The 22,101-nt window shown below is 59.9% G+C and carries 17 protein-coding genes; 11 read left to right on the plus strand and 6 right to left on the minus strand.

Annotated elements, in window-relative coordinates:
- From K206_RS0116580 to K206_RS0116630, 11 genes are all read left to right on the plus strand, one after another.
- Positions 1 to 330 carry a VirB3 family type IV secretion system protein gene (locus K206_RS0116580; protein WP_020203513.1) on the plus strand — a complete coding sequence of 110 codons (330 nt, stop codon included), beginning with the start codon at positions 1 to 3 and terminating at the stop codon, positions 328 to 330.
- Complete coding sequence (locus tag K206_RS0116585; protein ID WP_020203514.1) at positions 324 to 2,774, plus strand: VirB4 family type IV secretion system protein; 2,451 nt, start codon at positions 324 to 326, stop codon at positions 2,772 to 2,774. The genes K206_RS0116580 and K206_RS0116585 overlap by 7 nt, the downstream gene beginning before the upstream one ends.
- Positions 2,775 to 2,786: 12 nt before the next feature.
- Positions 2,787 to 3,527, plus strand: coding sequence for a hypothetical protein (locus tag K206_RS0116590; protein ID WP_020203515.1), 741 nt, complete (start codon positions 2,787 to 2,789; stop codon positions 3,525 to 3,527).
- On the plus strand, positions 3,524 to 4,600 hold the full coding sequence (locus K206_RS0116595; protein ID WP_029043721.1) for a type IV secretion system protein: 1,077 nt from the start codon (positions 3,524 to 3,526) through the stop codon (positions 4,598 to 4,600). Before K206_RS0116590 ends, K206_RS0116595 begins: the two co-directional genes overlap by 4 nt.
- Positions 4,597 to 5,847, plus strand: a complete 1,251-nt coding sequence (locus K206_RS0116600) for a TraI domain-containing protein (protein WP_020203517.1) — start codon at positions 4,597 to 4,599, stop codon at positions 5,845 to 5,847. The genes K206_RS0116595 and K206_RS0116600 overlap by 4 nt, the downstream gene beginning before the upstream one ends.
- Complete coding sequence (traD, locus tag K206_RS0116605; protein WP_020203518.1) at positions 5,847 to 7,703, plus strand: conjugative transfer system coupling protein TraD; 1,857 nt, start codon at positions 5,847 to 5,849, stop codon at positions 7,701 to 7,703. The genes K206_RS0116600 and traD overlap by 1 nt, the downstream gene beginning before the upstream one ends.
- Positions 7,704 to 7,709: 6 nt before the next feature.
- Positions 7,710 to 8,216 carry a hypothetical protein gene (locus K206_RS0116610; protein WP_020203519.1) on the plus strand — a complete coding sequence of 169 codons (507 nt, stop codon included), beginning with the start codon at positions 7,710 to 7,712 and terminating at the stop codon, positions 8,214 to 8,216.
- Complete coding sequence (locus tag K206_RS0116615) at positions 8,191 to 8,499, plus strand: hypothetical protein (RefSeq protein WP_029043722.1); 309 nt, start codon at positions 8,191 to 8,193, stop codon at positions 8,497 to 8,499. Before K206_RS0116610 ends, K206_RS0116615 begins: the two co-directional genes overlap by 26 nt.
- Position 8,500: 1 nt before the next feature.
- The gene (locus K206_RS0116620) at positions 8,501 to 9,115 is read left to right on the plus strand and encodes a DUF4400 domain-containing protein (protein ID WP_020203521.1); all 615 of its coding nucleotides are present in this window, start codon (positions 8,501 to 8,503) and stop codon (positions 9,113 to 9,115) included.
- A gap of 61 nt (positions 9,116 to 9,176) precedes the next feature.
- A complete protein-coding gene (locus K206_RS0116625; RefSeq protein ID WP_020203522.1) occupies positions 9,177 to 10,028 on the plus strand; it encodes a hypothetical protein in 852 nt (283 codons plus the stop codon).
- A 226-nt stretch (positions 10,029 to 10,254) separates the two neighbouring features.
- Positions 10,255 to 11,982 (plus strand): ATP-dependent helicase, encoded by a 1,728-nt coding sequence (locus K206_RS0116630; protein ID WP_020203523.1) that lies wholly within the window; start codon positions 10,255 to 10,257, stop codon positions 11,980 to 11,982.
- 125 nt (positions 11,983 to 12,107) lie between these two features.
- Here the strand turns inward: K206_RS0116630 and K206_RS41635 are convergent, their stop codons facing one another.
- From K206_RS41635 to K206_RS40905, 6 genes are all read right to left on the minus strand, one after another.
- Positions 12,108 to 12,395 (minus strand): hypothetical protein, encoded by a 288-nt coding sequence (locus K206_RS41635; protein WP_081651423.1) that lies wholly within the window; start codon positions 12,393 to 12,395, stop codon positions 12,108 to 12,110.
- Positions 12,396 to 12,822: 427 nt separating this feature from the next.
- Positions 12,823 to 14,127 (minus strand): replication initiation protein, encoded by a 1,305-nt coding sequence (locus K206_RS0116635; RefSeq protein WP_029043723.1) that lies wholly within the window; start codon positions 14,125 to 14,127, stop codon positions 12,823 to 12,825.
- Positions 14,128 to 15,572: 1,445 nt separating this feature from the next.
- A complete protein-coding gene (locus tag K206_RS42885) occupies positions 15,573 to 15,905 on the minus strand; it encodes a stability/partitioning determinant (RefSeq protein WP_155888101.1) in 333 nt (110 codons plus the stop codon).
- Positions 15,906 to 15,907: 2 nt separating this feature from the next.
- On the minus strand, positions 15,908 to 16,612 hold the full coding sequence (locus tag K206_RS0116640; protein ID WP_029043724.1) for a ParA family protein: 705 nt from the start codon (positions 16,610 to 16,612) through the stop codon (positions 15,908 to 15,910).
- A gap of 1,926 nt (positions 16,613 to 18,538) precedes the next feature.
- Positions 18,539 to 20,665 carry a phage integrase family protein gene (locus K206_RS0116645; protein ID WP_052165892.1) on the minus strand — a complete coding sequence of 709 codons (2,127 nt, stop codon included), beginning with the start codon at positions 20,663 to 20,665 and terminating at the stop codon, positions 18,539 to 18,541.
- Positions 20,665 to 22,065: a P-loop NTPase fold protein gene (locus tag K206_RS40905; RefSeq protein ID WP_020203527.1), complete on the minus strand. Its 1,401-nt coding sequence runs from the start codon at positions 22,063 to 22,065 to the stop codon at positions 20,665 to 20,667. Before K206_RS40905 ends, K206_RS0116645 begins: the two co-directional genes overlap by 1 nt.
- Positions 22,066 to 22,101: the final 36 nt, after the last annotated feature.

The raw sequence follows: 22,101 nt of genomic DNA on the forward strand, positions 1-22,101 counted from the left end.
ATGCGCGAGCACCATGTCAGCATTGGCCTCTCCCGCCCCAGACAGATTGGGGGGGCAGTTCGAGGCTTGGCCCTTGCGAACGGACTGATCGTCGTCTTGCTGGTGTACGTCACCTTCCGAAGCGGCTGGAAGATTCCGGCCGCGTTCGTCGTGCTCGGCATGTTCTCCCACTGGCTACTCGCCTGGCTCACATCGCGTGACCCCTGGTGGAATCAGGTGCTCAACGTCTACAACCAGTATGGCGATCTGTACGAGTCGACGCCGTGGCATGGCAAATTGCACTCCCTGTTCCGCCGGCCCTACGGCTTTGACAGCGACCTGCCATGCTGAAGCGACGCCCACTGTATGAAATCGCGCCGTGGCTGACCTCCATCACGCCCGAACTGATCCTGAACAAGGACGGGTCACTGCTCGCTACCTACGATTTCGAGGGGGTCGATGCCGACTCGCCGAACGCGGGTGATATCAGCACTGCGCGCCAACAACTCGACCAAGCGTGCAAGAGCTTCGACCATCGGATCACCGCATGGTGGCGGCTCCGGCACCGGCGTACCCACGACTATGTGGAAGGCGATTTCTCGGAGGCCGCTGATGCGCGCCTCGACGCGCTGAACCGCGCGCACATGACCACCGGAAAGTATTTCCGGAATACCCATTCGCTGGCATTGGCCTACACGCCGGAGACCGGCATCGCCAAGTTCTTCGACAAAGTCGGCTTCCACATGACAGTCGGCGGCAAGAGCATCTACGCGGCGATCTTCGAGGCCACGAAGGACTCCCTCTTCGCGCGGAGTGCGTTCGCCTTCGATCTGGAACGTGTGACAACGGAAGCGAAGCGGTTCGAGTCGATCCTCGACGCGTTTGTCGGTGGTGTGCCTCGGCTGCGCATGAAGCGGACGGTCATGCAGGACAGCTATGCGTCGTTGCATCAGACCGCCAATCCCAGTGTGCCACCCCGCCGGATCCGGTATCCGGTGACGCTGCTCGACACGCACCTGACCGAATCTGAGGTGACATCGGGATCCGAGCGACTGCTGTTCGAATCGGCTCACGGGAAGCGCTATGGCGCCATCATCGCCGTAAAGGAATGGATGAGCTTCCAGGAGGCGGCGCTGGACAGCCTCATGCAGATCGACGCCGAGATTGATGTTTGCATCATGTATCGGTTTCTGGACACGGCTCGGGCAACCGCGTACATCGAAAAGGTTCGTCGCTTCTACAAGATGGCATCCTTCAACATCCGGGGCATTCTCAAGCAATACCTCGCCAAGGAGGAACCGGAGAACGATGAGGGCCGTATCGAGCTTGCCAAGGAAGCCGGCGTCGCGCTTAAGCGCCTGGCAGCCGAGAATGTTCAACACGGCTTCGCGAACATCTCGATCGTCGTCTATGGCCACAGCGAGTCCGAGTGCGAAGATGCCGTCAGCGAGGTCGTCGGCGCACTGACCAACGCAGGCTTCGGGTCAATCCGTGAGAAGGCAAACTTGATGGCGGCGTGGAACAGTACCCTGCCGGGCCGCTGGGACAAGCAACGTCGGCTGCAGTTTGTCGAGACGCCCGCCGTTTCCGACATCGCGCCAGTTCGCTCTGTCCAGCCTGGACCATCGCAGAACAAGTGGCTGTCTGGGCTCGCCGGCAAGGACGTACCTCCGCTGACCTGCCTGCCTACGCGACACCGCACGGCTCAGCGCGTCGATCTGCACCAGCCAGGTGGCAATGGGCACCTGTTCGTGATCGGACCGATCGGTGCCGGCAAGTCCGTGTTCTTGAACTTCCTGGTGTCCCAGGCGGGGCGTCATGATGCACGCCGCATCCGCTTCGACAAGGATCGCTCCACCCGCATTCCGACATTGCTGAGTGGGGGCAAATTCATCGATGTGACTGGCAAGTTCCAAAGCTCAACGCCGATCAACCCGCTGTCTCTGCTGAATGACTCAAAGAATTTCACCTACGTCAGCGAATGGGTGACGCTCGCGCTCGAAGACGACGATTTCAGCGTCACGCCGCAGCAGTCGTCCGATGTGTTCGAGGCAGTGAAGATCCTGGCAACCTATCCGCGCGAGCGCTGGACGCTCGGCTTTCTTGCGACCTTGCTTCACGACACGCTGCGTGAACGCCTGCAGGTATGGCTCAAGGGTGGCCAGTACGGCAATTTCTTCGACCATGCTGAGGACGCGTTCGTGGTCAGCGACAACCTGTCGATCGAGATGGGGGACCTATTCGAGAAGTATCCCCGTGCCGCGGCACTCTTCGTCGACTACGCTTTCCATCGCATCAGCCTGTCTATGGATGGGCGCCGGTACACGATCATCGAACTGGAAGAGGCTGGATTCTTCTTCCAGTACCCGCGCTTCTTCCGCCGCCTCGATATCTGGATCACCACGATTCGGAAGCTCAACGGCGCGATCTGGATGGCAACGCAATCTTTGCGTCAGCTCGAGCGCGTTCCGGACTTCGAGATTCTGAAGGACAACATCGGCAACCTGATCTATCTGCCCAACAGCCAGGCCAACACCAGCAAGGGCCTCTACAAGGACAAGTTCGGGCTGACCGATGACCAGATCCAGATGATCAACGATGCGGTCCCCAATCGGGATTACCTGTGGATCACACGCGATCAGACTCGCATGCTGCAAAGCACGTTCTCTGACGAAATGGTGGCGATGCTTCGCTCGGACGGCGTTGCTCAACACGTACTGGACCAACACATGGCCACGGGCGCCCCCGACTGGCACGACCGTTATGTGCGCGAGATGCTCGCGCGTTCCGCCTGAGGAGAACTGAATATGCTGAAGAGATTGATTGGCAAAGCCGCACTTGCGGCGAGCGTTGTCGCGTCAACCGGGGCGACCGCGACCGGGCTCCCTGTCATCGACGTCGCCAATTTGGCACAGACGACGGTCTCCGCCCTCCAGTCGGTGAAGACCGAAGTCTACGAGAACACGAACATCATCTATCAATACAAGATGATGGCCAACCAACTGCTCCAGTCCACGGGCCTGGACTCGGACTCGCTCGCAGAGCAGGTTTCTTCGATCTCCGACAACATCAACGATCTACAGACCTATGGCTCCGCCTTGAAGGATCTGTACGGCGGTGTCTCCGACAGTGTCGATTATCTGCACCGCGTCCAAAGCATGGTCCACTCCTCCGGCAAGACATCTTCCCAGTGGTTTCAGGATCAAGCTTCGCTCCTGGCGAATGGGGACAAGACGGCGAAGAGCCTCTTCAATCTGGGCTCAAAGGTTTTTTCGAACACGGAGGCCCTCGCCAAGCGTCGGAAGCAAATTCAGGAGAAGACCAATCTGACACCGACCGCGCAGGCCGCCGCACAAACTACCAACCAGATGCTCGATGTTCTCGCTAGCCAGAACTCCAACGTCTTGCAGTTGATGAGCGCAAAGACGCAGTCCGACGCCGACAAAGACCAGAAGGCCGTAGCCATCGAGACGGAATCCGCAGACTTCGCCCGAGATCTCCAAGTACAGCGCGATGCCCAGCGTCAAAAGATCATCGAGCTGAAATGAAGCGCATTCTTTTCTTTCTCCGGAGCCGTCTCCTGGCTGTAACCATCCTCCTGCTACCGTTGACGCCCTTGGCTCACGCTCAGGAATCGGTTAGCGGCGGTTCCGGCGGTACAAGCGCCGCGGGAACCGGTGCATCGACACTGGCGGCTACATCGTCTGCTGGCCAATCCGGAGACGTGGGCGCAGGCATCAAGAAGACCCTCGACAAGCTAAACGGACTCCGAAGCAGCCTTATACAGGGCGCAACTAGCATCAGTGATAGAACGCGGAAGGAGTCCGACAAACTCGCTTTTGGGCTTGGCGTGATCACCTTAGTGCTTGCCGGCCTGCGATTCGCCGCAACGTCTGACCCAGTAGGCGCGTGGACAGACATGTTCGATACGTTGATCGTGATAGGCATTTTCGCCTCCATTTATGTCAGCTATACCACATTCGCGCCGGGTATCTTCACTTGGTTTAATGACCTGGCATCCCTTATCAACGATGGGGATGACATCTATAACGTTCCGCTGACATTGGCCAAGACCGCAGGTGTTTTCTTCGAAGCCGTGGTTCGTGCCCTCGTCGCGGGATTCTCGAACCCGTTGAAGTTCATAGATGCCGCGATCCAGGCGCTTCTGTTCGTCCTCACATTCATCGCGCTGATGGTCGGAGCGCTCATCTACTCGTGGTTCATCCTTCTCGGCCATTTCCAAGTCGCTGTTGGCATCGCTCTTGGCCCGATTGGGGTGGCTCTCGGGTTCAGCGACTACACGCGCAAGTACTTCACGGCGTGGCTCGACTACATGTTCACGGGTTCGCTGTACATGGTGGTCTCCGCAGTCATTGCTCAACTCGTCTCCGCTTCGCTGCTAATCGCAATCGGAGATGTTGGGGTTATCGGTGGAGACACCTACATCGGGGCAAGCTACGCACTCAGCATGGCGATCATTCTGGTGTTCGTAGCCCTTGAGATTCCCAAGATCTCCGGTTCAATCTTCGGCACTGGCGGTGGGATCAGCGGCGGCGGCGCCATGAAGATGCTGGGCCGTGGTGCGTGGGGCCTTGGCGGCAAACTGGCAGGCAAGAAATGACTTCCCACACCACCACCGATCCCTCCGCTCTGCTCGACCAACACCGGGATCGCATCGCCCTGGTGCGCCAGTATGCGAACGAAGCTGATCCGGCTGACTTTGATCGACAGTGGCTCTCCGTGCTGAGGTGCTGCGCAGAGTGGTTCTCCTCTATGCCGTTGCGCCCCGATCAGCACGCTGAACCCGGTGGCGCTTTTCGAGCATCTGTCGAGGCCGCCTACTTTGCCATGCGTCTGTCCGGTGGGCAGAAGTTCGGAGCCGATCAACCTTCGGAGCGCCGGCGTGCACTTGAGCCGCAGTACCTCTATGCGCTTTTCCTCGCCGCCTGTTGCTCGCGCTTGGACGAGCCGTGCCGAAACTTTCAGTTCTTCCGGAATCGCGACGACGCAGAATGGGTGCCGGCGGTTCACGGCGCGTTCGGGCCGTGGCTCGGGCCGGACACCTACCGTGTGGTGCGGCGCGAAACGGAACAGCCGGTTGAGCGCATGCGCACTGCCCTGCTCGCTCGCGATATTCTCGGCGCGGAGCGGCTGGAGCGATTCGACAGCGTTGTCATGTCGGATCTGTTGGGTTCGATCAACCCAGACCCACGCCCCAGCGGACTTGAGACGCTCTTGCACAAGGTCGCTCGCCAAGCGATTGACGCTGTGATGCAGTTTGAGATCAAGGCGCGACGCGCCGCCTTTTCGCCCGATGCGACGGCCGCGCCGAGCGCTGCCGCGCTCTCTGCGAGCGGCAGCGCATCGCCCCAAGTGGCACCAGTTTCGGCGGCCGTACCACCCGCGCTTGCGACCAATGACGGTGCCCAGTCGGCGTCCGTCGCCCCCAGCCAGGCCGAGGCCGCCGCCGACAGGAGACGGCCTCAAGAGAACAACGCAACCAGCGCGGGGACCGAGACGGATCGCCCGAACGTACTGCGCCTCGATGGTGAGCGGACGGTGCGCAAGGAGGCTACCGGGGATCCATTTTCCGCTGTGCTTACAACACCATCGAACCTGATGCGCGACTTCTTCCGCGCACTCTGCCAGGACGTCGCGGCCGGCAAAGTCAAGGTCGCCTGGGTGGAGGACCGCCTCGCTATTCCGAAGCGCGTGCTCAGCAACTATGGCATCGCCTCCGAGACGCTCCTCGACAACCTGCGCAAGCAGCAGCTCCTCTTCAAGCAGGTCGGCCAGGACGTTCTACTGGTCGACAAGATCGGCAGCCTTATTGCACCCCGCCCGGCCACATCCAGCGAATCGCAATAATGGACCACTACGTCAGCCACTTCCGCCCGATCTTCGAATTCCGAGCTGCGATAGGCTGGGCGCTCGCCCTGGTGCTGCTGCCGCTCTCTGGGATGCCTCACGCCGCTTACTTCGCGCTGTTCTGCGCCCTGATGCTGGCGGCTCGCTCCGCGCAGGTATGGGGCGCACTGAAGTTTCGCATGGCCATCTCGACCAAATGGCTGTCCCTCATTGGGATCGACGAGCTGATCGCCATCAGCATCCGGATGAAGGGGGACATCGATTCAATGTACCTCGGCACGGGATTCGAATGGACCCAGAAGCACTGCCAGATCGCTCACGACGTTCTCCGGATGCCATCCACGGAGATTCCCGGCCTGCCCAAGTGGCTTCCCCATGCCGCAACTGCGCGCGTCGAGCAGATCTTCGCGCCCAAGAACGCGATTCGTGATCGCTTGCCACAGGGTCAGTCGTGGATCCACGGGATGGAGCCGGCCAAGGCTATTGTCCCTTTTCACTACAAGGCGATGCCCGGCCATACGCTCGTCGCCGGTACGACGGGCGCGGGCAAGACACGCACGTTCGAGATCATTTCCTCGCAGGTAATTCACAGTCGCGAGGACATTCTGGTGATCATCGACCCGAAGTCCGATGCGGAATGGATTGCTAGGGTCAAGCGCGAATGCGAGCGCGCGGGCCGCAAGTTCCTCTACTGGAAACAGGCCGAACCCTCCAAGTCGATCCGGCTCAATCCGCTCGAGAATTGGTCACAGCCATCCGAGATTCCAAGCCGGGTCGCGCAACTGATGGAGGAAGGTCCGTTTCGACAATTTGCGTTCCTGTTCATGGATCGCAGCGTGAAGGGCGAACTGTACGTCGGTGACAAGCCCAACCTCCGGTCAATTCTTCGCTACGCTCAGGGTGGCGTCAATGCACTACTCGAACGGGGCTTGCGTCGATTTTTCCCAGAGGCGGGGATGGGCGATTGGGAAGATGAGGCCAATGGTTTCATGCAGAAAGTCGGACAGCGGGCCGGCGGTACCCTGCTTGATGCGATGGTGCAAATGTATGTTGACCGATTCGCCAACGCCGGCCGCGGTCACGAGTCCATCGACGGCCTGGTGTCCACTTATCAGCATGACCGAGATCACTACGGCCGGATCATTGCTTCGGTCCTGCCCTTGCTGCAGATGCTCGCCACTGGCGAAACCGGCCTGATGCTCGCGCCCAAGGCCGACGACTTCGAAGACGACCGTGAGATCTGGGACATCGACAAGGTGATCAAGCAGAAGGCTGTGCTTTACGTCGGTGCAGACTCGCTCTCGAACTCAATGGTCGCTCAAGCCATTATGTCGATGATCCTGGCAGATGTCGCATCCGTGGCGGGAGCGATCTACAACTTCTACAAGAAGCCGCCGAAGGTAGTTCTCATGATCGACGAGATCGCCGAGGCCATCAACGAGCAGGCGATCCAGATCCTGAACAAGGGCCGCGGCGCAGGTTTCAATGTGTTCGCCGCCTTCCAGAGTCGTTCCGATATCACCTCCAAGCTCGGAAACGTAGCAAAAATGATGCAGGTTTTGGCGAATCTGAATAACCAAATCGTCTTACGCTTGGAAGACACCGATACGGCGGAGTGGATCTCCGAGAAGATTGGTAATACAGCGATCCGTAACCTGGTCACCTCCAGCAGCACCAGCACCGGTACCGAAGCCCACGTTGGTGAATTCAGCGGCTCGGTTTCGCGGTCCTCACAGCTCGAGAAGGTTCCGTTGGTCCCGAAAGAGCTCATCACGATGCTGCCGAATCTGCAGTACTTTCTGCGCATCTCCGGTGGCTCTGTCTACCAGGGTCGCATTCCCATCATCCAAGGTTAATTATCAATGTCCACCAGTCTTTTCCGACAGGTCGCCAAGGAGTACAAGCTCTCGGCCAAGCTGTCGCCGGTTTTCAACCTGTCTCCTGATCTGGATGACGCGTGCACGCGCGTGGTCGATTTCATCGGGGTGAACTTCCGTGTTCGTGAGGAGCCGCTGGTCAAGGAGATGCTCGTCGACGCAATCACAGCCTGGCGTGCGGCGCGGAAGCATGGGGACGCCAACGTTGCGTTCATGAAAGGGCTTTTTGGCCGTGCCCACGACCTCTACACGATGCGATACGCCGCGTTCAAGGGAGAGAAGTACACCGTCTGGTATCCGTTCAACGAACCTATCCCTGCCTTCGAACAACGCCAGGCACCCGGCTACGTATGCCAGGTCGTAAATGAGCCGGTGCCCGGCACGGTCACTCAACGCAGTGCTGCATTTCAGCTCGCGGCGCGCGTCCTGACCGGGCATTCCTTCTGCCGCTATTTTGAGGCCTACGATGTCGCTCGCGACTTTGCACACTAAGGCGATGGCCCTACGGGCTCGCGTCGATGGGTGGCCCATTGCGATTGCCGCCCGCGTCACCGGCGTCGATCGCGAGCTGGCCGCGTCGATGGCCACATGGATTCGGATGCACCGCGAGGAGGTGGAGCCGCTCGGTCCCGCGCCGGACCACTTCGTCGCCGGCCGGGCCGCGCCCTGCTTTGCGTTGCTCCGCATCGCGTCCGACCGCCCAGGAACGTTCTATGGCGCCATTGTGGCGACATTCTGTCTTCCCATCATGATCGCTCTTCGGTGGGTGCTCTGACATGGCGAGCAGATTCGCATCTCACATTCGCCTCTGGTTGTTGGCCACCCCGCTCTTGCTCTGCGTTGCGGCGCCGATGCTCCGTGACGACAGCGTGTTCGAGATCGGCATTACCGAGCAGGAATCTGTCGCTGAAGCGTTGGGTGAGCATCGCGCAGACCAGGCGACTAAGGCAGCCAATCAACGATTCGATCGGTGGTTCGTGCAGTCGGGCGCGATGAAATTCTCGTTCTCCGGCTCCGATGCGCGTACTGAATTTTCGGACGGTGGCGCCTCCGCCATAGGGCGCCGATGGGTCCGGCATCTGTGGCTGTCAATGTACCGAGGCGTCTATCGCGCCTCCGTTGCCGGTTACTGGCTGCTCGGCTCGTTGGTGGTCCTCGCGGCGCTGCTCAACGACGGCGCGGTGGCCAGAAGAATCAAGGCTGCCTCGGCCGGCTTCGCGAATCCGGTGTCGTTCCACGTCGCCGCCCATGGATTGTTGTTTTGCTTCGGCATTGCGTCTTCAGCCATGTTTGTACCGGTTCCGCTGCTCGCCTACTGGTGGAGCGGTGCCGTTGGCTTGGCCGGCGTCCTCTGCTGGCGCCTGGCTTCCTCGTTTCACGTCGGTCGATAGCACGCCGACCAACACATCTTTTATTTTCGGGCAGCCCCCTGCCGCCTTTGGGAGAAATACCATGACTGCAACAACCGAACTGGCGACCATCGCTGAGCGCGAAGAGATTACGCTTCCCGCTGCCCCCGACGCGGATGCGTTGGCGGTCACTGCGGAGACGCGTCCGGAGTCGGAGACGCTGGAAGTCGATGACGAGCTGCTCGCGATGGAGGAGTCGGCGGATGCCCTGCGCAAGGAGGGGCTGATTTCCTCGGCCGATCTGGAGCGAAAGAGGGCCGCGGTCGAACGCACCCGCAAGCTGTTTCGGGAGCTCTCGCCGGAGGATCGTCAGGCGATCGTCCGCCGGCGCCGCGAGCTTGGCTTGCAGATCCTCACGCGCGAGTTGGCTGGGGCATCGGTTGTCGTGGTCGGCCTCCGGCTGAATCACACGCGCCTGCGCCCGTTGTTCGAGCAGTGGTGGCCGTACATGAATCGGATGAGCCTGAATCTGCAGCGCTTCGGCCAAAACACGTTCTCGCGCGCTGAGCTGTCTACGATCGAGACATTCCTGGAACGTGAGCTGGCCAAGCTGGAAGCGTATGTCGATGAGCAACAGCGGGTGGCAACGGCCTACCGCGGTCAGCGCCAGGAAGAGATGAAGGCCAAGAACGACATCATCTTCGAACCGACCATCACGCGGCCGTCGGTCGACCTCGAGGTGCAGGCGTACTCTCGCTTCGCCGTGCGGGTACTGCACGTCCTCATCCGGTTCGACAAAACCATGGATCAGTTCGACTTCATGGTGTGGAATGGCATCCGCGATCAGACCGACGTCAACGAGGAGGTGATGCGTTTCCTGCGGAAGTTCCAGCCGCTCGGCCTGCGCAGCTACACCACGCACCTGAAGCTCATGACTACGGTTCGGGGTGCTTGACACCCAAAGCGGAGGATATTTCGACAACTAGGGCGTCGACGGCACATGTGCCTCGAAGCGGGAGTTGGTCCCCTCACGTGGCACCTTCTCCGTCCTGGCCTCTGCCAGCTAGTGGCACTTGCTGGCACCAAGTCCCCGATGATTCCCCCATAGCCCTGATGGGGAGTTCATCGGGGCACATGCTGGCACTACGTGCCGGGCTCACGATATCAACCGAGACCCTTTGATGGCGCTTGATGAGGTATTAGCGGGGCTCAATCCCGCGCAGCGTGAAGTGGTGGAGCTTCGCCGGCATTGCGTCGCGGTCGCTGTACCGGGCGCCGGAAAGACGGCGACGATCGCGGCCAAGGCCGCGACGCTGCTCGCCGACCCCCAGGTAACCGTGGGCGCAGTAACGTTCAGTCGAGACGCGGCAATTGAGCTGCGCGACCGGATCCTAGCGCTTGCCGTGCCCTCCGCGAAAAAGCGCCTGCTCGCCGGCACCTTCCACTCGCTCGCCTACAAGCAGTTGCATCGTGCGTCCGGAAGTCGGATCGACATCGTAAGTAGTGGGCACCGCGTCGCGATCGTCGCCCAGGTGCTTCAGGACACTGGCATCGACTGGAAGATGGAAGACGCTCTTGCCGCGATCGAGCGCCTCAAGACGGTACTCGCTGCCCCCGAGCCTGGAACGGTGGATTCCCAGTTGTACGAGGCATATCAGGAGGCGCTGGAGCGGAACGGGAAAATCGATTTCCAGGACATGCTTCGCCTCTCGGTCGACGGCATGCGCCGCAATACACTGGACCCGTACCCCGTTACCCATCTGCTCGTGGACGAGTACCAGGACTGCGATGATCTGCAGGCGCAGTGGACGGCGGCGCATGCCGGCGCCGGCGCAACCGTGACCGTGGTTGGCGACGACGACCAATCCATTTACGGATTCAGGTCGGCACTCGGCTTTCGCGGTATGGAGCAGTTTATCAATCAGTTCGATGCCAAGACTGTCGTGCTGGGAAAGAACTACCGCTCTCGCGCGGAAATTCTGGCGGCCGCCGACCTGGTCATTCGGAACAACAAGGATCGGATCCAGAAAGAGCTGGTCGCGCACCGCGGGGCCGGGGGAACGGTGCATTTCCAGCGCTGCGATGACGAGTACACAGAGGCAGTGGCCGCAGTCGAGGCACTGGCGCCCTCGCTCCGAAACGGCGAAACTGCCGCCGTACTCGCTCGCACCAACCGAATTCTCGATCCCGTAGAGGCCGTCTGCCGGTCTCACGGCATCAGATATTTCAGAGCGGCGGGGAAATCGATCCTTGACCGTCCAGAGGCAGCGTTGTTTGGCACTCTGCTTGATCTCATCCAAAAGGTGTCGGGGTCCGGCGTGGATTCGCTGCTGAGTCACGCCGGGATCGGTAGTCATGAACTGATGCTGCTGCACAAGAAGCTGGGATCGACCTGGGATGGCACATCGGCGAAGAAGAAGGATCTCCTGGAGATGGGGCTATCGGAGGAGTCGGCCAACAAGTATCGAGACTTCGCTAAGCGAATGACAAACTGGAGATCTCTTTGCGAGCGGCAATTCCACTCTCTCGTGCTCGATGGGGTACGTGAGTGGATGTTGCAATGGGTCCTTTCCGACCAGGCCAGGCGTGCCATCAATACCACCTACGACGTCCTATCGAACCTCAATGGTCCGTTTTCGGAGCGTCTCGAGTATTTGCGCCGCAAGAACAACGAGCCGGCACCAGACGCATTGGTCCTGACGACAATGCACGCATCGAAGGGGCGCGAGTGGACACACGTTGCACTGATCCGGGTCGAGGAGACAGTGGTCCCCGACGACGGAAGCACGGAATCGGAAGAACGTCGCCTTTGCTACGTCGGCATGACGCGTGCGCGAGACACGCTGAGGATCAGCACCGCCAAGAAAAACCCCACCTCCCGATTCGTAGTTGAGGCGGGACTCGTGTAGCGAGAAGGTCGATGCCGCTAGGCCGCTCTTGTGAAGTCGGGCCAGACTTTGCTCAAATATTTAGCCTATGCAGCAGGAGGTATCTCCCTTACACCTCCCATCAATTCGCCAAAGCCGCCAGCTGATCATACTGCGAGCTTCAAGTCTTTGTGCTGCGACAAGAATTCCTTTTGGGCGACCTCACCTCGCAGCACAAACTCGTCAGCAGGAAGTTTGACCCTGGACAATTGAATCCCTTGCTTGCAGGCATCGCACCACACAAGCTTCCATCCGAAGTCCCCATCCTCGAAGCCAAAGTACTGACGACGAATTCCGATGGAACCGCAGCATGGACACTTTGTTGAAGCGTACTCATCGTCGTTCGAAGGAAGGGCTTTGACCCAATCCAAGTATGTCAGGGCGCTTGCATTCATCGGAACTGCTCCAACTTGCCAGAGTTGTTTTGAAGGTAGTACTGCCAGAAGCGTGCCGGCAACTGTTCACCCAGTAGGTGCACGCCGCGCCAACGTGGTGGGCGCCGTCGATGCTGCCCGTACCTCGGCATGGCACGAGGTTCACGCTCCGTCCACATGCGGGTGTTGGGCGGCGTAGGCACTGGCCGGGCATGAGGTCGGCGCCGGCACACGCGGTGCGCGCAGGCCTGTGCACCTCGGATCTGGCAGCTCATGCTGCAGATCGCATTATGTTGACCTTGCACTGATGGGCCTGTAGGCGCCGGGGCCGAAAGTCGAGCCGGCCAGAACACACCCGCCCCCTGCTTCTGTGCCAGCGCCGACTGGGCTGACCAGACTCTGCAGCTCCACCCTCAGAGGCCCCAGCAAGCGGGGCGGTTCGCGGACTCTAGACGTTCCCGCTGAGGATGAATGTGAGAATATCGTCCGCTGAGGGTTCACCCCACGTCCGATCCGCAAGCCACCGGAAGAAACTGGACTGCGCAAGTTTGCTGGGCTTTTTCGACGTTGGCAGGCGCAGATCTGCAGCCGCACACTGTTCGTTGTACTGGCTTATGAGAGCGCTCTGCTCATCGGGCGAGAGTTCCATAAAGTACGCTTGTGCATCTGGAAGGCGTGCGGCGATGTATTGGTCCTTCGCCTCCGCTGGCGTTCTTGCGCCTACAGCCTTTGGTGGCTTCTTGTCGACGCGGGTCTCTTCCACTGGCGAAGCTGCTTTTGCCCAGTCTTCTGTAACCGCTTTCCGGAAGTAAGCTGCCACGTTGTCCAGCGCCGGGACATTCTTCTTGCCAATACGTGTCTTGGTGTAGGCGACGGCCTGCCTTACTCGCTCCGCACCATAGGTGCGAGTCATCTTCTTGGCCTCGGTAAGCGGCACACCGAATTTCACAACCGCTTGGATCAAGTCGAGATCTTGTTGATCCTCCTCCGACGGCGTCTCCTTTCGCTTGATCTTGAACTGGAGCTCCGTCACTGAACGCCCATTCTTGTGCTCAACGAGTTCGATGAGGTGATCGGAAACGGCATTGATCTCCTCGATGCAGGGGTTGAGCACAGCGCGTTTGAAGATCTTGTACTCTTTGTATTTCGTCTCGCTCTCCTCGCGACCCAGGATCAGATTTCGGAAGATCGTCAAGGGAATCCGCGTAGTCACGCCAATCCGTTCGTACCGGACGGTGTTCTCCCAAAGAGCGAGGGAATGGGCACGCCGGAACAGTTTCGCGATGCGCATGTCGATCATCGCAAACCGCTCGGGGTTCAGGAGCTCCTCGGAAATTTGAGGTGCAAACGAATAGGACAGCTGCGACCCTGTGATTTTTGCGCCGGCGACAAGCGTCGAGCCGGTCCAGGTAGCAGTGCCGTCGCTGTTCAGCTGGTCCCAATCCACCACGGTCCGCATGAGCGATTTGGCCGTTTCCTTAATGTAGCCGGTGTCCTTGGTCGTCAAGCCTAGGCCAGTCATCATCTCCGGAATTGATATCTGGAAGATCGTTGCACTGTCGCTCTTGGCAAGCCGATGCTCGATAGCATTCTTGATCAGAGCATTGAAAAGACGGCGTTGCTGTAGAGACAGTGCGCCGCCGACTGGCGACAGGTGAATAGCCTGAACGGCCTTCTTGAATGGCTCTGGCACTTCGGGTTGCTGGAACAAGGCGATTTGCGCGCCCCTCTGACCCGCGGCTGGTTTGGACATCTAGGACCGGTGTAGGCGATGGATTGGTGAAATCTTAGTCTTCATTCGTTCACCTATCAAGCTCGACACAGGTACAGCCCCGCGCATGACCAGCGTCTTGCCATCGGTGCTATCCCATCTCGATTCGCTTTGCCCTAAGAATCCGGAACTTAGCCCCGTAACCTCACAGGGGGCTTCAGCTATGCCCGCCCCAAAATCCTTCACCTAGGCTTCGAAAGCTACCCAAATTCGTTCGCCTTTTGAGAAAATTGGCGTCTTAAACGTCACATATAGACCACTGGGACACGAAAGGTGAAGGTTTTTGGTTAGCTTTCGGGGAAAAAATCCGCGATGTCAGCGTTGCGTTCGCGGGTCAAATCGGCCGCGGTAGCAAAGGCAGGATAAAAGTGCGCCATATGACACCCAAAGGCTAAGGCGGCATTCGCTTTGCCCCATTTCCTTTCACCTTATGACATCCCCAAATTCGTTCACCATTATCGCATGCGGGCACGTAGTCGAAGCACTCACTCACATACGTCCGCCCCAAAATTGTTCACCTTTGGCATCCCCAATTCTGTTCACCTATGGCGCTATGACTGGCTTTTAGGGGGCTCTCCGATTCCAGCAGCCCCAAATCTCTTCACCTAAGCTCGTCCCCAATACTGTTCACCTATCGGTCGCGGCGCTCTGAGGGGCTTGAATTTCCAAGGATCTGCACCCCCAAAAAGCTTCACCATAAAGTAGCCCCAAATCTCTTCACCTCCAGACCACCAGGCAGAGCGTCAGCCGGCACCCCAAAAGAGTTCACCCTTCCCCCAAATCCACAGCCCTATTGCCCCATCTGTATTCACCATTTCCCCAAATCCCCAACCCTTTCGCCCCACCACTGTTCACCATATCCCTACTGCTGTTCACCTAACTAACCGGAAACCCTTGCTGGGAGCGGATCTTGGGCTGCTAAAGGTTTACCAAAGGGTTTACAGTGTGTAATAAAGCACTTAAACCAGCGCGTGTCTCATAGCAAGAGATTCCACACCGATCCCACCAGGTCTCAGCGCTCTGTGTAAGCACGACATGCACTGAGATCCATTCTTCGCTACCTGTTAGATCGCTCTACGAAGCTGCTGCTGGAAAGAACACCGGGAGCACTACACTGGCCTGGTTGTGAACCTGCAGCGGCTCTCAGAGGCTTCTTGCTCGACTACGGAGGTACTGGGTGGCTACGTGGCGACTGAGCAACGGCGTTACAGTCGCGTTGAGCCAGCACTGACGACGCAAAGCGCTTCTTTCACCAGGGCCAAGTTCTCCGGGCCGCTGCTGTGAGCAATCCGCAGAAAGCCAATTGTGTTCAGACTAGAACCAACTATGGTCGATTTGAAGTTGGCGCCACAGCCAACGTCACCACCACGTTAGAAAGACAAAAAGGGAGCAACGCCCCCTTCTTTATGGTATCTGATAGCTACCAGCTATCGTTTGTGCTTGGCTTCCATTGCTTCGACAGCACGCTCGAGCAATGCGCCAGCCGGGAGATTGAGAGCTTCCGCCAACGCGTTAAAGCGAGCAATCGTTTCCGCGGTGGCCTTGATGTTGATCTGCATGTTGCGCCCGGTCGTAAAGCGGCGCTGGCGCCGTGCTGGCGGTGCGCCGACTGCTGTCTCGAGCTTTCGAGCATCGCGGCTAACGAAGCCGTTTTCCTTGGCCAGTTGCTCGATAGCTTCCCGGTCAGCACGAGGCTTGTCGTCCCGCGGCTGAGGCTCGAATTCTTCGAGTGCCGCGTCAAGAGGATTTGCTCTGCTCATTTTCAGGCCACCCTTGCCGTGTCAGTTTGATCCTTGCGCAGAAATTGAAGAGCCTCGCCTGCAAACGCTTCAGCGTTCTCGATCGCCTTATCCACGTTCGATACCTCCGAGCGGCTAAGCCCGGATAGCGACTGCCGATATGAGAACATTGCCTTGAACGCTGCGCGTTCGTTCAACTCCGTCGTGAACATCGGAATTCCCGCCTCGGAGAACGATTGGCGGATATGAGCCGTATCACGGCTTCGAATCGCAACCGAGGTTCTTGTGAAGAGCACTGCGTAGGGGAGCTTATAGTCAGGCTTGTGCTTCTGAATCCCGCGTTCGTGGGCACGAATGAGGCGAAATGCTCGCCCGGCCTGCTCGGCGTCGAGTTGAGAACCTTGGGTCGGCACTACGACGAAATCCGCCTCGCTGATAGCGTGGGCCACGATGGTTGCCGCCGTTCCCTCGAGGTCGACGATCACGAAGGTGGATTCTTTGGAGGCCTCATCGATTCTGTCGGCAATGTCTTCCTCGGTCACATCAGACACCACTTTCATGGTTCTTGGTGCCGCACCGCCTTTGGCCCAGGTCTGAACGGGATGATTCGGATCGGCGTCGATAACCGTAACGTCACGGCCCCGCTCTGCAATTTGCGTAGCGAGAACCAGTGCCGAGGTGGTTTTCCCTGCTCCGCCCTTTGGGCTAACAAACACGATGGTTGGCATCGAAGTTCCTTAGTTGCTTATCTTAGCTGGTAGCTATCAGGTAACGAGGTATTCTGGTATCTGGTTGGTATCTATGGTAGCGGATAGCTATCGGATAGCCAAGGAATATCCGGTAGCTATCTTGGTACCTGATAGATACCAGGATAGCTATCACACTATCTGTACGATAGTTACAAGGTATCTGATAGCTACCAGTGAGTCGCTGAGCAGACGACTAACTAATTGAAAATTATGAATATTTTCCGTAGTAATGATACCTGATAGATACTAAATAGATACTATTAAGATACCTATGCTGTCAATCTCACATGCTTGGTAGCTATCGGCTAGCTGCATACCCATTAAACAGCGCCGGCCCGAGGAACGCGTTGCCGCCGCGATACAGGCCATGATGTGGCTACTTGATAGCTACCAGCTAGATGTCTTCCCAGTGACTGGCTCGTATGCCGCGTAGGGCATTGGCCCAGGCGAGCAAATCCGACAACGGTGCTTTATCGAGTCAGTTTGAATGGGCTAAAGCAGGTACCAGATAGCTACCTGCTAATAGCGGATAGGGACTGTCGGCGAGCGACTCCAGAGGCGGCGTGTAACTCGTCAAGTGCCCTTCACTACCAAGCACCGCAAGAGCGCACTGGCGCAGCGGTAGCAAGCATATCCTGCGGATAGCTGGTAGCTACTAGGTAGCTTAAATTGGAGTTCCCGATGGCACGCATTGACTTGGTGACTTCGGGACAGTCGCCTGGACAACCTTGTTTCTAGCGGCCAGTTTTCGTTCAGTCAAGTTCGATACCAGATAGCTACCAGCTAATCGAAGTGCCCGAACCTACGATCTGGTCATCTGGCACGGCCTCGTCAGTGCTTCCGAGATCAAGCTACCAGATAGCTACCGGCTAACCGGGGATGCGGAAACATTGCGGGTGAACCAGTGGGGGTGCATAACCAGTCAAGTTCTGTTCACTGTCAGCCAACAATTGATCGCCGTGGTTAATCAGCCTTAGGCAAGTCCGACTGATAGCTGGTAGCTACCAGCTATCCCATAATTCGAGATTCCAATGCAGCGCATTGGTCTCGGAAAGCTGGACTGCGAATCAGGCGTTCCCCTGCTTATCTCAATTCAAAGCAGATAGCTACCAGCTAGCACCAAGGGGCTGTGCCTCTGATCTGGCCGGTCGTCTGCGTTAGACCCGCTGGCGCCTGCGAGCGCAAAGCTATCCGATAGCTACCAGATACCAGAGAGCAGGGGTTGGCGGGCGGCAGTCAAGCGGGGGAGGGCGTTACGAATAACCGCTCGATTTCGCTTCACAACCAAGCGTCACTTGTGTCTTGACGCGTGCGCCGGCAAATCCGATCTGTAGTTGGTAGCTACCTGTGTGGTTGTGCGGGGTCTCGTTTTGGAACGTAGCGCAGACAACCTTGCTTTCACCATACCGTTTCGGTTTGGCGAGGGCCATCACCAACTGGCTACCAGCTAACTCGGTGGGGTCCGGGAATCGTCCCACTCGGTTGTGCCGGTGCATTCGCGTGTCTAAGCTACCAGATAGCTACCAGATAAGAGAGGCGTGAGAGATGAGTGGCCTCGCAGTGGGCTTAGCCAAAAGCGGGTCGATTTCCCTTTGCCGCGGGGCGCGGTTCATATCCCAGTGCACACGCAAACATAGCTGGTAGCTACTAGCTATCTGGCATGTCTCCGCTGCAGTACGCAGTTATATACTGAATTTTTCTGAATAACGCCGCCGGCTTCGTTTGTTGCATGTGGCACGCGGAACCCCGTGGTGTAAATGGCTTTTAGCCAGGGCGGGGGCAAACGCCTCGCTACCTAGTCGGAGGCTACGTTGCGCTGTCGGCCGGCCCAAAATGCCGCTGTCGATGACAGTTCGGGCAGAGGGCGGGAGGGTTGACTCGACAGTCGATCTGCACCGACACATTTCATTTTTCCGAATCAAAGAACCGCTTCATTGCGGCCATGCGGCGGGCATCCTCCGTGGTCACGTATCGCGTTGTCGTGTCCAGCGAAGCGTGCCCCGCGTTCTGCTTGACCGCTTCCAGCGGCGCGCCGGCCGCCAGCGCGTGCGAAATATGCGTGTGCCGCATCCAATGGGTGCTCGCGGACGCCAATCGCGCAGCACCGCGAGGGTCTGCAGGTTCAAGCTCAGCTGCGCACGCTTGAAAGAAGCGCTTGATCTGGCGATACAGGGTCGTCGCTGCGAGGCCAGCAGCTGCACCGGCCGAGTCCCGGCGGGCCCACGGTGCACGTTCCGCCTGGTCAGTGGCATGGCCGAGCAGCGCCACGCCTCCGGGTTCTCGGATGGCCGCTGGATCCGCAGCGAAACTTCGGGACTCCAGGTACCGGCCAAGCGCAGCGATGGAGCCGTCCGGCACCGGCACGCGGCGCAGCTTGTTGCCCTTGCCGAGCACCGTGAGCCACCAGCCTTCCTCTCGTTCGCCGGTTCCCGGCTGGGCCAGGCTCACCCATTCCAGATCGTTGGTCGTGACGCTGATCACTTCCGAGAGACGCAGACCTGTCGCATACAGCAAGGGGAGGGCGACCTGCAGGCGCAAGTTGGCGGATGTCGGCTCCAGTCGGGCGAGACAGCCAGTCACGAAGATCCATTGGTCCTCGGTCAGGCTGCGGCCCACATCCAATTCCGGCGCGGCGCTGCGTGGCACATGGATTCCCTGCCACGGATTGCCGGCAAGGTAGTTCTTGTCGTTGAGGTAGGTGTACAGGTTGGCCAGCACCCCGATCGCATAGCGTTGGGCGCGGGGATTGAGCGCTCCTTCGAACGGGCGCCACAGCGGACTCCAGCGCTCGCGGGAGCGCGGCGCGCACCAGTCCACCGGCGGCGCGGCGAGGAAATCCCGGTACGCCATGCAGTCATCGGTGTCCATCGAGGACAGCGGTTTGCGGCGGGCGAGCAGCGCCCACAGCAGGAAGCGCTCGGCCTCCTTGCGGTAGGCGCGCTGGGTATTGGAGAGCCAGTTGAGCCAGTCGAGTGGCCCGGGCACGGTGGACACGTCCCGCCGGCGCTCGCGCAAGCGTGCCACCTGGTCCGGCGGTAAGCCCTGTTTGGCGCGCAGCCAGGAGAGCACAGCCTCGTAGTCGTTGTGCGCGCTGATAAGGCACCGGGCCTGCGGAAGCCGGTAGGCACCGCTGCGCCCGTCCAGTTCGGCCGGCATGACGAGCTTGTCCAGCGGCACCAAGGCCGCATCGTTGGAGCCTCGCGGCACGACGCGGGCGAGTTCGTGGGCGTAGCGCCGGCGGCGGGGTACCGCCACATGGGCGCCGATCGTCTTGCCGAGGGTATCGGCATGGCTCGAGAGGAAGGCTTCGATCGCACGGGCCTTACCCGCGCCGATCCCGGGCAGGCCCCGAGCCCAGCCGCTGCCGAGGCCGTTGATGCGATCGATCAGGTCGGACAGCGTGCCCACGCCGGCGGCCTCCAGCCGCGTGGCCAAGGTGTCGGCCAGCCAGGCGCGGCACGCGTCTGCGGCCAACACCGACTGCGCGTATTTTCCTTCCAGCCAGTCGATGGCTTCCAGCTGCCGGCGCATCAGCGCGGCCCGCTTGGCCTCGCGCTCAAGCGCGCGGCCGAAGCGGGCCCGGTACGCCTCCAACTGCTCCGACTGGGAAAACCCGTCCAGCCCGGCCTCGGCCGCGAAATCCTCCAACGAGGGTAGCCCCTCGCCCGGGCGGCCAATCTGGCGAAAGTCGACGCGCACCAGGCGAGCCATGCCGTACCGCTCGGCGCGGCCTGCCGCCGCGGCCAACTCTCCGCGCAGCCAGGCAGTGACCCGGCGCACCTTCGGGTGGGCCGCGAATCGCGCGGCGGCTGCCTCCACTGCATCGGGGGCACTCGTTGCGGCCATCGCCGGAGCCTCGTCCTCAATCTCACCTTCCTCGGCCAGATAGCGTTCCCACATCGGGCGGGCGGGCATGCCCTGGACGATGGCACGCAGGAAGCCAAAGTGGCCGCGGTGCAGCGGCCGGCGTGTCACCGAGCGGCGCCGGCGGGGAGGCTGAGCAGGCACCACCAGTGCGAGGCTTACCGGCATTACTGGACGTCCAGGTCAATTGCGCTCAGCGCGCGCTCGAATGCGCGGTCGGCGTCTCGGGGTCCAAAAATGCCATCAGCGTCCTCAGGGACACCGTGACTGTGACCTGTAAAACTTCCATGAAAGTGAAGCAGGCCATTGAAATACGGTCCCGGAAACCCTGTATCGTGCAGAGCGATCGGCTTTTGCCAGTGCTTGCTTTCCGCTCGGATCAATACGGACGTTTCCTCTTCCAATAGCGCGACGCAGGCCCGATGCGCTTCGTCTATGCGAAGCGGATCCCGCAAGGCCTGATAGAGGTCGGGCCGCTTCAGTTTGAGCGCGATCAGATAGGCCCGAAGCATCTCCTGTCGACCGTTTGTCAACGCGAAGAGCGTGCAGCCGCGCTCGATCTCGCGCAGCGACAGGTTGAACAGCATCGCGCACGCCGAGAAGTGGTCTGCGAAATTGCCCGTCTGCAGGCCGAGGAGGCTCATGACAGATTCGACGAAGCGATGCATGGGGTGGGCGGTGTTCACCGTGCGCGCGCGCGTCTTGGGCAACCGCAATGACAGGTGCAGAAACTTGCCGAGATAGGCAGCGGCATCGGTCTCGGCCCCGTACACGCCCCGGATAGCCTTCTCCAACTGGTCCCGGTTCATCAGCAGCACGAAGACGAGGTGCGGCACATCAAAGAAATGCTTGATGCGCTCCAGCAGCGCCACGGCGAAGGCGGGCCGGCAGCGATCGAGCTCGTCCACCAGGATGACGACCGGCTTGCCGGTGTCCTGGAAAGTCTTGCGGGCGAACTCGGCCAGGATTTGCCGGAAGCCCGCCACGCTCTTCTGCTCGGTCTCCCACTGACCGAGCCGGCGTTTGACCCACTCGCTGGTGACGTCGCCGGCCTTGTCGCCAGCCTGCTTGGCGGCGGATGCGAATTCATCAGCGTCCACGTTCAGTTCGAGCGCCTGGTTGACTGCGCCTACCAGCGCGCCGGCGCCGACTGCAGTCGCCGCGACGTGGATCAGCGCCTTGGTGGCCGCCGGCAGCACCGTGCGCATGACTTTGGCCGCACCGTTCTTGACCTTCTCCGTGGTCGCCGCATCGGCGGCGCACAGCTTGAGGATCGCCGCGGACAGCACCAGGAAGGCGTCCTCGGCATAGTCCTGCCCGAACGCGTCGATGAACGCCACCCGGTGGTCCTCCAGCTCGAGGCTCTTTGCCCAATGGCGGCCGAACCAGGTCTTGCCCTCGCCCCACGGCGCGTCGATGGCGACGACGGCGCCGACCCGCAGGCGCTGCAGGTAGGCGGTCAGGCGCTGTGCGACGGCCTTGCGTTGTAGGAGGTCGCCGACGAAAGGGGTGTCGATGGCATCCAGCGAGGGGTGTTGCAGGAGTACGGAGGGCGAGGCATCGGTCATGGGGAACCCCGGTCAGGACGAGCTCGCGCGGCCCGC

The organism is Cupriavidus sp. WS (assembly GCF_000395345.1).
Classification (GTDB): Bacteria; Pseudomonadota; Gammaproteobacteria; order Burkholderiales; family Burkholderiaceae; genus Cupriavidus; species Cupriavidus basilensis_B.

Excerpts from the sequence above, each read along its gene's own strand:
- K206_RS0116580 (WP_020203513.1), top strand. The coding sequence starts at position 1 with ATGCGCGAGCACCATGTCAGCATTGGCCTCTCCCGCCCCAGACAGATT.
- K206_RS0116585 (WP_020203514.1), top strand. The coding sequence starts at position 324 with ATGCTGAAGCGACGCCCACTGTATGAAATCGCGCCGTGGCTGACCTCC.
- K206_RS0116590 (WP_020203515.1), top strand. The coding sequence starts at position 2,787 with ATGCTGAAGAGATTGATTGGCAAAGCCGCACTTGCGGCGAGCGTTGTC.
- K206_RS0116595 (WP_029043721.1), top strand. The coding sequence starts at position 3,524 with ATGAAGCGCATTCTTTTCTTTCTCCGGAGCCGTCTCCTGGCTGTAACC.
- K206_RS0116600 (WP_020203517.1), top strand. The coding sequence starts at position 4,597 with ATGACTTCCCACACCACCACCGATCCCTCCGCTCTGCTCGACCAACAC.
- traD (WP_020203518.1), top strand. The coding sequence starts at position 5,847 with ATGGACCACTACGTCAGCCACTTCCGCCCGATCTTCGAATTCCGAGCT.
- K206_RS0116610 (WP_020203519.1), top strand. The coding sequence starts at position 7,710 with ATGTCCACCAGTCTTTTCCGACAGGTCGCCAAGGAGTACAAGCTCTCG.
- K206_RS0116615 (WP_029043722.1), top strand. The coding sequence starts at position 8,191 with ATGTCGCTCGCGACTTTGCACACTAAGGCGATGGCCCTACGGGCTCGC.
- K206_RS0116620 (WP_020203521.1), top strand. The coding sequence starts at position 8,501 with ATGGCGAGCAGATTCGCATCTCACATTCGCCTCTGGTTGTTGGCCACC.
- K206_RS0116625 (WP_020203522.1), top strand. The coding sequence starts at position 9,177 with ATGACTGCAACAACCGAACTGGCGACCATCGCTGAGCGCGAAGAGATT.
- K206_RS0116630 (WP_020203523.1), top strand. The coding sequence starts at position 10,255 with ATGGCGCTTGATGAGGTATTAGCGGGGCTCAATCCCGCGCAGCGTGAA.
- K206_RS41635 (WP_081651423.1), bottom strand. The coding sequence starts at position 12,395 with ATGAATGCAAGCGCCCTGACATACTTGGATTGGGTCAAAGCCCTTCCT.
- K206_RS0116635 (WP_029043723.1), bottom strand. The coding sequence starts at position 14,127 with ATGTCCAAACCAGCCGCGGGTCAGAGGGGCGCGCAAATCGCCTTGTTC.
- K206_RS42885 (WP_155888101.1), bottom strand. The coding sequence starts at position 15,905 with ATGAGCAGAGCAAATCCTCTTGACGCGGCACTCGAAGAATTCGAGCCT.
- K206_RS0116640 (WP_029043724.1), bottom strand. The coding sequence starts at position 16,612 with ATGCCAACCATCGTGTTTGTTAGCCCAAAGGGCGGAGCAGGGAAAACC.
- K206_RS0116645 (WP_052165892.1), bottom strand. The coding sequence starts at position 20,665 with ATGCCGGTAAGCCTCGCACTGGTGGTGCCTGCTCAGCCTCCCCGCCGG.
- K206_RS40905 (WP_020203527.1), bottom strand. The coding sequence starts at position 22,065 with ATGACCGATGCCTCGCCCTCCGTACTCCTGCAACACCCCTCGCTGGAT.